The following is a 13,429-nucleotide window of genomic DNA, read 5'->3' on the forward strand; positions in this document are numbered from 1 at the left end:
AATATAACTCATGATGATGAAACGATATTTATTCTTTACGGTAGTGGTTGTTGGCATGATAGCCGCCTGTAAGAGCGGTGAAGACTTTTTAGATAAAACAGAAACAACAAACCTGAACGAGGAATCGGTATTTGCCGATAGTGCCCGCACCATGCAGTTCCTCACACGGATCTATTCGGATATAGGCTTTAGCGTGAATCCCAAACGTTTTGGCAGTAGTAACGGTGTTTACTCCATCTGCGATGAAGCCGAAATGGCAGCCGTGGGCGGCGATCAGTGGAACATCCGTTTTCAGACCGGTAACATCAGCGCCTTGCAGATACCGGATGACGCATGGTCAACCACGTATGCGGATATCCGCCGGGCCAATGTGCTATTATTACATCTGCCGTCAACGCCGCTTTCATCCGCTTTAAAAGCCCGTGTTGAAGGCGAAGCCCGGTTTCTGCGTGCCTGGTACTATTTTATTATGTTAAAGCATTACGGCGGTATACCCCTGGTTGGCGATAATGTGTACGGGCCAACAGATGAGATCCCCGGTAAACGGAACACGTTTGAGGAATGTGTAAACTATATTGAATCCGAGTGCCGGGCTGCGGCAGACCTGCTTCCGCCGGTACGTATCGGATTGGATTACGGCCGTATAACCAAAGGCGCTTGCCTGGCTTTGCGTTCACGGCTGTTACTGTATGCTGCAAGTCCCTTATTCAACGGGCGTACAAACCAGCCCGAAAACCTGGCCGGTGTATTGGGGTATCCCACATACGACAGGCAGCGTTGGGTAAAGGCGGCAGATGCGGCACAGGATGTGATCAGCTTAGGCCAATATAGCCTGTATGAGGAAACCAGCCCGGCCGGGCACGGCTTTCAAAAAGTATTTACACTGCGGGTAAATTCAGAGTACATACTACAGGCTATGGAAGGCTCGAACAGAACCTTAGAATCCATCTGGGATCCGCCTTCACGCACCGGTACCAACGGCGCTTTTCCGTACCAGGAAATGGTAGATGCCTTTGGTACAATTAATGGTAAGCCCATTACCGAAGATGTAAAATCAGGCAGCAATCCCACCGGGTATGATGCAGCCAATCCGTATGTCAACCGTGATCCGCGGTTATCCTATTCCATTTTATATAACGAAGGGCTTCGGTTAAACACCAGCAAAACCATTACGCCGGTGTATACCTATGTGGGCTCGGGAGTTGATGCATATACCACACAAAACGGTTCGCAAACCAAAACCGGTTATTACATCCGCAAAATGCTGGATGAAAATACCATCAAAAGCAGTAGTGCATCACCTACTACACAACGTTGCTTGCCTCTGATCCGGTATGCGGAGATCTTACTTAACAAAGCCGAAGCGCTGAATGAAGCTAACGATGTTCCGCCGCAGGAAGTGTATGATCTGCTGGTTCAGATCAGGAAACGTGCCGGTATAAACCCGGGAACGGATAACCTGTACGGCCTGACAGCCGGAATGAGCCAGGAGGCTATGCGTACCGTTATTCAGAATGAGCGCCGTGTGGAGCTGGCTTACGAGGAGCACCGTTATTGGGATGTTCGTCGCTGGAAAATTGCCGAGAATGTATCGAATAAACCCTTGCACGGAATGAAAATAACTAAAACCGGCAGTACCTATACGTATGAGCTGGTGAATGTAAGAACGCCGGTATTTGAAGCGCCAAAATGGTATTTGTGGCCAATACCGCAGGATGAGATCAATAAATCGCCCGACTTACAGCAAAATCCTGGTTGGTGATCATTGCCGGATGGGCTGCTGTAAAAAGGGCCCATCCGGATTTAACCACCATAAACATATAACGGAATGAAACAGCTTAATACCTGGTTTTTAAAATCTGAGTTATGAAATTAAAAAAATTTACACTGCTATTGATTGCAATGCTTTGCGGAGCATTGTTTAATGCCTGCGAAAAAGATTATCCGGGAATACCGCTTAATATTGCATCGGTCAAATTCGATAAGGCATCGTATACCATTGAGAAAGGGTCTGTTGAGGCGTTGAAAGTTACATTGCCTTTATCATTACCCCTGGAAGAAGCCGGCAGCGTGGTTATTAATGTAGATAATGCCAGTACGGCAACCGGCGCAGACTTTACCACAGATCCCGGTATATCTTCGGGCGCTATCACGCTGAATCTTGAAAAAGGAGCTTTAGAAGCATCCTTTACGGTTACCTCATCGGGTAATTTTGATGAGAATAAGACCCTCATCTTTAAAATAGCCTCTGCTACCGGCGGTATCAAGCTGGCTAATGCCGGTACCGTAGCCACCATTAACATGATGGGTAACAACCCAACCATCCCGGAAATAATTATCTCTGCTAACAGCCTGGCAGATTTTGGCAGCGTAAGAAACGGTGAAGTTTCCGCCTCAAAATCATATACGGTACGAGGGTCGGCATTGAGTTCAAATATCCTGGTAGTTGCTTCCGATAACTTTGAGGTATCATTAAATAATACCACATTCAGTAAAACGGTAACTATTGATTACCATACGGCAAGCACCACACCTGTGGCCGTATTTGTGCGCTTTGCACCGGCCAGCGGGCAAAATAAGGTGCTGAATGGTACTATTGTTAACTATTCGACCGGCGTTATTGAGAAGAATGTAGTGGTAAGCGGCCGTGAGACCGGTAACGTGGTTGCGGGAGGCTCGCTTCTTTTGAATGAAGATTTTGATTATGGCGCATCGGCAGGCAATCTTAAAGATGTGGCCGGCAGCAACTGGGCCGTATTCTCCGGATCTACTGTTCCTGTAAAATATGTTACAACCGGCCTGACCTTTAGCGGCTATGCCGGTTCAGGTACAGGCGGTGCTGCTTCTTCCGAAAATGGAAAAGAGTCCAGAGAGGACATGTTCAGAACATTTGCTTCGCAAAATTCGGGAACCATTTATGTGGCCCAGCTGATCAATGTTGCGGCTGCCGGAAGCGGCGATTTCTTTACCTCACTACGGGATGGTACGGCATATATTAACCGCTTATATGTTAAGGATAATGGCGGCAGCGCAGCGTTCGGGCTCGGTAAAAGTTCAGCAACCACCGCTTATGCGCCTGTAGCCTGCAGCTATGGCACTACTTATCTGGTTGTCACCAAATATGATTTTACATCCGGGGTATCATCCCTGTTTGTCTTTGCCGATGCCCCACCGGAAACAGAGCCGGAACCTGCGGCTACAACAGATGTGGGAAGTGGCCCTGCTCAGGTTGGTGATGTGATCATCAGGCAAAATACAACAGTGCCCCTGTCTGTAACACTGGATGGAATCCGGGTTGCTACCTCGTGGTCAGAAGTCATCGGGTTATAATTGGCAACAGATACGTTAAAATAAAAAGAACGATGAATCTTAGAAAAAATTTAATATCAGGCTTTAACGCTGTGGCGTTGTCAGCGATCGTTTTATTTGCTGGAATAAGTTTCAGCTCCTGTAATGATAAGATCGAGGAAATGGAACTGATCATACCGACACGGGTTACCTTCAGCAGCAAAACATTTATTGTGGAAAAAGACAGGGCAGAAGGCTTACCCATTACCCTGACCCTGGATCATCCTTTAGAGAAAGCCGGCACGGTAACTATTCATATTGACGAAAGCAGCTCGGCGGACGGTACGCAATATACTACCAGCCCCGAAGCTACATCGGGCGATATCGTGCTGAACCTGGATAAAGGTGCAGATACAGCTTCTTTTACAATTACTTCGGCCCACAATTTTGATGGCAATCCAACCGTAGTATTCAAAATTATAGCTACAACCGGTGGCGCTATACTGGGAGATCTGAACAGCCGTACTGCCACCGTAACCATGCGGGGTAACGATTGGTTTATTCCCGAAATCACGGCATCGGTTACCACGCTGGACGATTTTGGAAGTGTAAATAAAGGCGCCCAGTCAGCGTCAAAATTCTACACCATTTCAGGAACTCATCTCAGGGGGCCGGTTGCCGTAACGGCGTCAGACAATTTCCTGGTATCGTTAAACGATACACAATACAGTAAAACATTAACTATTCCTACCGATGTGCTGAGCGCACCGGCAAAGGTATATGTAAAATTTGCACCGTCAACCGGCCAGAATCAGGCGATAACAGGTTCCATAAGCAATACAACGCCTGATGCGCAAAATGTGATCATTTCGGTAAGCGGAACAGAAAGCGGCAACGTTCCTTATGTGCCCGAAGTTCCGCTTTTGAACGAGAACTTCGAGTACGGCAATGAGTCAAATTTCCTGACCCGGCTTTCGCCGGACTGGGTGGCTTATTCTGCTCCGGGATCGATACCAGTGACTTATATTACACAGGGCCTGACCTTCCCGTTATACGGCAGCTCAGGTATCGGAGGGGCGGTAACCATTGAGCATGGCGATTTTTCACGTGAAGATATTGCCCGTGTCTTTACGCCTCAAACTACAGGCACGGTGTATGTCGCTTCGTTAATGAAGCTATCGGCTGCAGGTACCGGTGATTTCTTCTTCTCCCTGCGGGATAATTCCGGCGGCTTCTTTAACCGTTTGTATGCCAAAGACGACGGCAACGGTAAGCTGGTGTTCGGGGTGGGCAAAAATTCTTCCGCACAGTATCCTACAGCTACTTACAACTATAACACCACGTACCTGGTGGTTATTAAATACGATTTTACAGCCAAGGCGTCCAGCCTGTATATTGTTGACGGCGTTCCTACGGTGACCGAACCGGCTACGCCGACTGTCGTATCATCAACCGGAACGAATCCGACAACGCTTAATGATGTAGCCATCAGGCAGAACACCGGAGTTTTAAGCGCTACTATAGACGGTATCAGGATTGCCACCACCTGGAGAGGTGCAGTAGGCCTATAATCAGATCAATGTTATGAAAACTATTCAAACCAATTGTTTCTATTATCTTCCAGGATTCATCCTGCTGCTCTTCTTCGCAATATCAGGCTGTAAAGATGATACCGACCTGTTCCAGGACGGCAGCCGCTTATACATCGAAAAAGCAGATTCCGTACAATCCCTTTCGGGGAAGAACCGCGTGGAAATAAAGTTTGCCGTACCCGGCACCGATGCAGTGAGCGCTAAAATATACTGGAACAACCGGGCAAATGCTATTGAAGTCCCGGTACAGGGAGATTCCATCAAAGCGATCATTGAACCGCTGGAAGAAGGCGAATATACCTTTGAGATCATCACCTACGATGCCAAAGGCAACAGCTCCATTCCGGTAAAGATTGTAGGAACAGCTTATGGCAGCCAGTACGCCCAAACCCTGCAAAGCAGAGCTGTGAAAGATATTCTGTATGATAACGGAACCGCCATTGTATACTGGGGAGCGGCAGACGCAGAATCGGTAGTAACAGAAGTCAGTTATACGGATGCTTCCGGTACGGCAAAAAAGGTGAGCGTTCCATCATCGGCAGACTCTACGCTGCTGGAAAACATCAAACCCGGAACGCTGTACACCACCATTACCCATCACACGTTTTTCCGCCCGGTATCAGCTATCGATACCATTGCCGCCGCGTTCAAAACCGATACGGTGGTAACCGGCAGTCTGAAGGATCTGGCCAAGGCAAAGGGTATCTTGTTTGGCAGCCTGATCAGCTATGGGGGAGGCACAACGCATGGCGTTATTTACGATGGCTCGCCCAATGGCATTTACACCAAATTGTGCAGGAGCGAGTTCAATCTTGGGCAAGCTACCTGGGGGCCAACCCGCTGGAGCATGACTCCGCCATCTAATTTTAACGATGTAAATGCAGTAATTAACTGGAGCCGGAACCAGTATGATAAAGTAGAAACCATGCTGATCACCGGCCCGAATAATTATATGCCCGACTGGTTTGATAACGGTACGTTCACGCCGCAGGAAATGGACGTGCTGCTCAAAAACCTGGTGAACGAAATTATGGACAGCAATGACAATAAATCCAAGGTTGATGTGTGGTGCGTAGCCAATGAGCTGTTTAACGAAGACGGTACCTATCGTAATATGAAATGGAACGACATGGGCTGGGAAGATGATGCATCAGGATTAAAAGGTACCGACCAGGTTAACCTGAAACACCCGGCATTTATTGGCAAGGCGTTTCAATACTGCCGAGAAAGAACCAATGCCCTGTTAGAGCTTCGGGATTACGGTATTGAGAATGATGATCCCAAATCGCCGTCATATTATAAATACAAAGCGTTTTATCAGCTGGTAAAACACCTGAAAGCTACTAACCGACCGGTTAATGTGGTGGGCATACAGGCGCACATGATGATCGGCAAAGGTACGGCTGTGGGTACGGCTGCCAATATGAAAGCGGATGTGCCGGCGGGCAGCTATGATACCTTTAAAAAAGCGATAAAGAGATATAAAGATGCCGGACTGGATGTTTATTTAACCGAGTTGGATATTGTATCACTAATGCCAGGCTCACAGCTGCAACCCTGGACAAAAACGCTGGCCGAACAGCAGCGTAAAGATTATTACAATGTGGTTAAAACAGCTGTTGAGGCTGGCGTTAACTTAATTTCCCTTTGGGGATTACGGGATAATAACGATCCGGGTTGGCGGGTAGGGCAGAGTCCGTTGCTGTTTGATGAAAATTATAACAAGAAGCCGGCATATTACGGCGTACAACGGGCATTTTTCGATGCGAAAATCAACCCCTGATAAACTGATGTACATGAAAACCATTCAGGCTAACTGCTTCTGTTATCTTTCAGGATTTATCCTGCTCTTCTTCGCTATTACAGGCTGTAAAGACGATACGGAACTGTTTAAAGACGGCAGCCGTTTGTATATCGAAAAAGCAGATTCCGTACAATCCCTTTCGGGAAAGAACCGCGTGGAAATAAAGTTTGCCGTACCCGGAACCGATGCGGTAACCGCCAAAATATATTGGAATAACCGGGCAAATGTGATGGAAGTTCCCATTGAGCAGGATTCCATAAAAGCGATCATTGAACCGCTGGAAGAAGGCGAATATACCTTTGAGATCATCACTTACGATGCCAAAGGCAATAGCTCTATCCCTGTAAAGATTACCGGAACGGTCTTTGGGAGCCAGTACGCCCAAACCCTGCAAAGCCGTCCGGTAAAGGATATTTTATACGATAATGGAACCGCCATTGTGTACTGGGGAGCGGCAGACGAAGAATCCGTGTTAACGGAGGTCAATTATACAGATGCTTCCGGTGCAGCGCAAAAGGTGAATGTTCCATCATCGGCAGACTCTACGCTGCTGGAAAACATCAAACCCGGAACGCTGTACACCACCATTACCCATCACACATTTTTCCGCCCGCTATCAGCTATCGATACCATTGCCGCCGCGTTCAAAACCGATACGGTGATAACCGGCAGTCTGAAGGATCTGGCCAAGGCAAAAGGTATTTTCTTTGGCAGCCTGATTAGTTATGGGGGAGGTGCGTCACATGGTGTGATCAACGACGGTTCACCTAACCATATTTATACTGAGCTATGTAAAAAAGAATTCAATATCGGGCAAGCTACCTGGGGCCCCGGTCGCTGGAATAAAGATACTCCTTCCGATTTTAACGATGTAAACGCAGTAATTAACTGGAGCCGCGGACAATACGATAAGGTAACGGCCATGTTGATCACAGGTCCGGATAATTATATGCCGGCATGGTTTACCGGTGGTACGTTTACGCCAACCGAGATGGATGCTATGCTGAAAAAGCTGGTGAATGAGATCATGGACAGCAATGATAATAAATCCAAGGTTGATGTGTGGAACGTGGCAAACGAATTGTTTAACAACGACGGCACCTACCGGGATATGAAGTGGGACGATATGGGCTGGGAAGATGATGCGTCAGGATTAAAAGGTACCGACCAGGTTAACCTGAAACATCCGGTGTTTATCGGAAAAGCGTTTCAATATTGCCGCGAAAAAACAAATGCCCTGTTAGAGCTTCGGGATTACGGTATGGAAAACGGCGATCCGAGCGACCGGTATTATACGAAGTACAAAGCCTTTTATCAATTAATAAAGCATTTAAAAGCGACAAATCGTCCGATAGATGTTGTAGGTATTCAGGGCCACATGACCATTGGGGCGTCATACCCGAACGGTTATGATACTTTCATGAAAACCGTAAAGAAATTTAAAGACGCCGGAGTTGATGTTCATATTACAGAACTAGACATCGTTTCTGCCAAGGTTAATTCGCAGCCGCAGCCCTGGACTAAAGCGCTTGCAGATCAGCAACGCAAAGACTATTATGATGTTGTAACGGCAGCGCTTAAAAGCGGTGTTAATTTAATCTCCCTTTGGGGATTAAGGGATAATAATGACCCCAACTGGATGTACGGACAGGCGCCGTTATTGTATGATGAAAATTACCACAAAAAACCGGCATATTATGGCGTGCAACGGGCGTTATTTGATGCCATAGCGAACAAATAAATCTAAGTTTGATTAATAATTGTATGCATTCGTTATTAACGGGTGCATACTTTTTGCTTGCGCCCGTTTCCTAACGGGTGCATATTTATCTGGCGTTTGTAACGCCGTATTTTCAGGAAAGTTTTAAAACTTTTCTGCTATTCTAAGGCTTAAGTTATCCAGTGCTCAATACCCAGCTGAAACTTAAGCCAGAGTTTTGGTAGATATTACTCCAATATCCTAATCCTCTCTGGCTCGAGAATTAAAAAGGAATATTCTTCTAATAATTTTATTATCGCCGAGGCGTTACGTTCAAAATATGATTTTAGTTCCTTTAATCGCATATTGCCCAACTTTACGAAAACAAGCTTATGTGGTTTTCTTGAGCTTATGTAAGAATAATAAAAGTCAGAATCCTTAGTGATTAATATATATTCCTCTAAAATAGATAGCATATTAGTATTACTATCAGTGGTAGTATTTCCTGCTTCAAGCATCGATGTGTGAACAACTCATGTCCGTTAAAGAAAGATGCTAACGAAGCTGGTAAATGTGCATCAATGAGAAATTTCATGCCGCCGGCACTTCGATATCTTTAAGTTTCATGGATGCCGATGCGTAAGCAATACAGGCAAGAATATCCTCACGTTGTAAGTCTTTGAACTCGCTTAAAAGCTCATCGATACTATCGCCACCCGCGAGATATTCCAACATTGACTCCACAAGATACCTGGTGTTTCTGATAGTTGGCTTTCCGTGTCCAACCTCAGGGTTAATGGTTATACGAGACAAAAGGTTATCCATGACTTAAATATACAAATATAGTGTATATAAAACGAAATATCCTCACACATCCCGTTTCTCATTACTGAAACTGGCGTATTCTTTTGGTGTATGTCCAAACTGGTCTTTAAAACATCTACGGAAATAATCAATATCCAGGAACCCGACCATATAAGCAACTTCATTTACATTCAGCTTATTTTGTTCAAGCAGTTGCGCCGCACGTTTAAGCCGTACACTCCTGATAAACTCAATGGCTGTCTGGTTGGTTAAGGCTTTGATTTTACGGTACAGCGTAACCCGGCTCATGCCTACTTCTTTACCCAGCTCTTCCACGCTCAGTGTGGGCTCGGTAATATTCTTTTCAATAAAATTCATCACCTTTTCCAGAAATTTCTCATCGGGAGAAGTAATGGCAATATTGGTAGGTTGCAGGCTGATTTCCTTACGATAACGTTCACGCAGTTTCTGTCTGGAATCCAGCAGGTTCCATACCCGTGCTTCCAGCATGGTTAGGTTAAACGGCTTGGTAATATAATCATCAGCACCGGTTTCCAGCCCCTCGATTTTAAAGATGAGCGGTGTGCGGGCAGTGAGTAAAATAACCGGAACGTGGCTGGTACGTGTATCTGCTTTCAGTTTACTACATAAAGCGATACCGTTCATTTCAGGCATCATCACATCGCTGATGATGATATCGGGAATGATATTCAGCGCAATTTCAAATCCCTGTAAACCGTTTGATGCCGTATGTATCTCAAACTCCTGCTCAAAATGCGAGGAGACAAACTGCTGCACCTCAACATTGTCTTCAACCACCAGCATAATCATTTTATCTTTACCGGCAGTGCTTAATACGTGCTGCTTTCTTTTCTCTATGGCTTGTTTGGCAGTGCCTGTTATCTCAGATTCGCGGTAGCTTTCAATGTTTTCGCTGTCTTTGTAGTTGGAGATGATCTCATTTTCAGACAGGTGTTCATTGCCTAACGGAAGCGTGATTTTGAAGCAGGTGTATCCATGATGTTCCGGCGTAGCTACCCGGCTTTCTACGGTTACATCGCCATGATGAAGGGCTATCAGCCCCTTTGAAAAGGCCAGCCCGATACCTGTGCCATTACTATTGGTTCCGTTATCATCATAATGATTAAACTGCTCAAATATTTTGCTGATATGCTGCGGTGGAATGCCAATACCGTTGTCTTCTACTTCAATGAGTAACAATTCTTTCTCAGACTCGGGCAATGACGTTTTGATGCGGATAGTCACCTGACCACCTTCTGGCGTGAACTTTAATGCGTTGGAAAGCAGGTTGTAGATTACTTTTTCCAGTTTATCCCGGTCAAACCAGAGCCTGATCCGCGGATTTTCGGGAATAAGCTTGATTTTGATTTTACGGTGGGCGGCATAAGATTCAAACGCCATGACAATTTCTTTAATGAACCGCACGATATTACCCTCGGCAGCCTGTAGCTTCATGCTGCCCGACTCAAACTTTCTGAAATCAAGCAACTGGTTTATCAGGCGTATCAGGCGCTCGCCGTTACGCTGCATCAGCATCAGCTGGTTCTGTATTTTATTGTTGCCTTCGTTCATACTGAGCAGCTTATCAATAGGCGCCAGTATCAGGGTGAGCGGCGTTTTAATCTCGTGAGAGATGTTGGTAAAGAAGCTGAGCTTGCGCTGGGCCAGTTCCTGATCCTTTTCATGGCTTCTGTGCTCAAATTCCAGGTCATTTTTTAACCGTACCGTTTTTAAAGAATAGTAGTAAAACAGGTAAAGCAAAGAGCTCATAATTGCTGCGTAAAGCAGGTATGCCCACCAGGTTTTCCACCAGGGCGGTAAAACGGTAATACGAATGCTTTTTATTTCGTCATTCCATACGCCATCGTTGTTGGCGGCTTTTACCTGGAACGTATATTTTCCGGCATCCAGATTAGTATACGTAGCCATACGCTGGTTGCCTACATAATGCCAGTCATCATCATAAAATCCTTCCAACCGGTAAGCGTATTGATTTTTGTCGGGATTTACATAATTCAGGGCTGCAAATTTGAATGTAAAAAAGGCTTGATCATGTGTTAACGTAACTTTTCTCGTTTGTTCAATGGCCTTTTTCAATGGCGAATTTTGGGTATTGATAGTTACCGGGGTGTTTTTGATCAGGAAATCGGTAATAACTACTTTGGGCTTAAAGGTGTTGCGGATAATTTTTTCGGGGAAAAATGTGGTAATTCCATTGATTCCGCCAAAAAGTAATTCACCATCTTCGCCGGTTTCCGCCGCTCCCGATGCGAACTGGTTACTTTGCAAACCATCCGCGACAGTATAATTCATTATGCTAACTGCATTTTTAAGAAAGGGCTGGTTAAAGTTTTTAAACGTTATTCTTGATAAGCCTTTATTGGTACTTACCCATAAATTATGCATTCTGTCTTCGCGGATGTTATGAATAACCGTATTGGCCAGCCCGTTTTTATCCGTTATGGTATAAAATCTGCCGGCGCCTTTGTCAAACATATTTAGTCCGCCGCCTTCGGTACCAATCCACAACCGTTGCTTTGAATCAAAAAATAGTGATAAAATGGTATTGCGGCTGATACTGTGCGGATTGCGGATGTTATTGGTGTATTCTGTGAAAGAATTAGTGCTTTTATCGTAATAGCTCAAACCTCTTTCTGTCCCGATCCACAAGTTATTGCTGTTGTCCTTTAGCAATGCCAGGATAATATTGCCGCTGATGCTTTTCTTATCTTTAATATTATGTGTATAGGTGGTTATATGTCCCTGCCGGTCCATGAATTTCAATCCCCGGCCGTCGGTTCCCAGCCAGATACCGTCTTTATCAATAGCCAGTGCATATACCTGTTTATTCTCCGGTTTGGCATCGTGCTCACTTATCTCATAGCTGGTAATAGCGCCGGTTTGGGTATCCATATAACTAACGCCATCATAAGTGCCAATCCACAGGTTACCTTTGGCATCTTTAGCCAGGCATTTGACAATATTTTGCTGCTTGCTGTTTATCACGTAGCTTTTAAAAACAGCATTTTTACGGTCGATATAATTTAAACCGCCGCCTTCGGTTCCTATCCAAAAAGCGCCGTTGTCTGCTTTAAGAATAGAGCTTACAACCCGATGCGTAAGACCTGGTTCTTTACCAAACTGCTCGCCCAGGTAAGAGAAGTTGGTGCTGCTCAGCGAAAAAACATTTAAACCGCCGGCATAAGTGCCAATCCACATGTTACCGGCACGGTCTTTCATAATGTACCGGATGGAATTGTGGCTTAATGTTGTCGGGTCGTAGTGATTGTATTTATAGTTGTAAAAATGATTGTTGGTGAGATTCAAAATGCTGAGACCATCACGGGTTCCAATCCATAACTCGTTATCAGAATAAGGGAAAATAGTGCGGACGATGCTCACCGGCAGACTGTTTTTATCCTGCGGATTGTTTTTGTAATTCACGCAGGTATTGGTTTGCGGGTTATAACGGTACAACCCGGAAGTTTCTGTACCAAACCAGTATTCGCCGTTTTTAAGCTGTTTTATTGTTCGTACATTACTTCTTCGCAGCTCCAGGTTGTTTTGAAGTATGGCAGGCAAGGGGATGATCTTTCCTTTTGCAGGATCAAAACATTTCAGATCTTTACCGGTCCCGATCCAGAGTAGTTTATGCGTATCCTGAAATATGGTCTGAACCCGTACACCACCGGTATTTCCTGTATTGCCTCCTAGGTCATACGCGATTATTTTCTTAGACGGATAATCAAATCGTTTTAACCCGTTATAGGTTCCAATCCACAGGTTTCCGTAGCTGTCGTATAAAAAGGAAGTAATAAAATCATTAGACTCGCTGTCTTTATTCATGCCGGTGCTTACACGGGTAAACGTTTCGGTATTCCTGTCAAACAGGTTAAGCCCGTCGGAAGTTCCTACCCAGAAATTTCCTTTAGGATCTTCATACAGGGCATTTACCTGGCTGTGGCTCAAGCTGTGCGGATTATTGTTGTCATGCTTGTAGATCGTAAACTCATAGCCGTCGTATTTATTCAGGCCGTCTTCGGTACCTATCCAGATAAAGCCGGTTTTATCCTGCATAATGGTAAAAACGGTGTTTTGAGAAAGGCCTTCGTTAATGGTAAGCCGTTTAAATGTAATATGATTCTGGGCATGAACGTTTGCTCCGGGAAGGAACATGAAACAACTGCAGCAAAGTATGAAATACCTGCGTAAACTTATCGA

The 13,429-nt window shown here is 45.3% G+C and carries 8 protein-coding genes; 5 read left to right on the top strand and 3 right to left on the bottom strand.

What is annotated here, in order from left to right:
- Positions 1-10: 10 nt before the first annotated feature.
- The 5 genes from FW774_RS14980 to FW774_RS15000 all read left to right on the top strand — a co-directional run bounded on the left by FW774_RS14980 (position 11) and on the right by FW774_RS15000 (position 8,425).
- Positions 11-1,762, top strand: a complete 1,752-nt coding sequence (locus FW774_RS14980) for a RagB/SusD family nutrient uptake outer membrane protein (protein WP_197739869.1) — start codon at positions 11-13, stop codon at positions 1,760-1,762.
- A gap of 104 nt (positions 1,763-1,866) precedes the next feature.
- Positions 1,867-3,330 carry a hypothetical protein gene (locus FW774_RS14985; RefSeq protein WP_149349010.1) on the top strand — a complete coding sequence of 488 codons (1,464 nt, stop codon included), beginning with the start codon at positions 1,867-1,869 and terminating at the stop codon, positions 3,328-3,330.
- Positions 3,331-3,470: 140 nt separating this feature from the next.
- Entirely contained in the window at positions 3,471-4,859 is a 1,389-nt protein-coding gene (locus tag FW774_RS14990; protein ID WP_149349011.1) for a hypothetical protein, read from the top strand.
- A 13-nt stretch (positions 4,860-4,872) separates the two neighbouring features.
- Positions 4,873-6,663 (top strand): DUF4998 domain-containing protein, encoded by a 1,791-nt coding sequence (locus tag FW774_RS14995; protein WP_149349012.1) that lies wholly within the window; start codon positions 4,873-4,875, stop codon positions 6,661-6,663.
- Between the two features lie 13 nt (positions 6,664-6,676).
- The gene (locus tag FW774_RS15000) at positions 6,677-8,425 is read left to right on the top strand and encodes a DUF4998 domain-containing protein (protein ID WP_187774912.1); all 1,749 of its coding nucleotides are present in this window, start codon (positions 6,677-6,679) and stop codon (positions 8,423-8,425) included.
- 206 nt (positions 8,426-8,631) lie between these two features.
- On the opposite strand, the gene FW774_RS20925 is transcribed toward FW774_RS15000, so the two are convergent.
- From FW774_RS20925 to FW774_RS15010, 3 genes are all read right to left on the bottom strand, one after another.
- Complete coding sequence (locus tag FW774_RS20925; protein ID WP_410522742.1) at positions 8,632-8,901, bottom strand: DUF5615 family PIN-like protein; 270 nt, start codon at positions 8,899-8,901, stop codon at positions 8,632-8,634.
- A 73-nt stretch (positions 8,902-8,974) separates the two neighbouring features.
- Positions 8,975-9,208, bottom strand: coding sequence for a DUF433 domain-containing protein (locus FW774_RS15005; RefSeq protein ID WP_149349014.1), 234 nt, complete (start codon positions 9,206-9,208; stop codon positions 8,975-8,977).
- A 42-nt stretch (positions 9,209-9,250) separates the two neighbouring features.
- Positions 9,251-13,384 carry a hybrid sensor histidine kinase/response regulator transcription factor gene (locus tag FW774_RS15010; protein WP_149349015.1) on the bottom strand — a complete coding sequence of 1,378 codons (4,134 nt, stop codon included), beginning with the start codon at positions 13,382-13,384 and terminating at the stop codon, positions 9,251-9,253.
- Positions 13,385-13,429: the final 45 nt, after the last annotated feature.

The sequence above is a fragment of the Pedobacter sp. BS3 genome (assembly GCF_008274585.1).
In the GTDB taxonomy this organism is placed as follows: Bacteria; Bacteroidota; Bacteroidia; order Sphingobacteriales; family Sphingobacteriaceae; genus Hufsiella_A.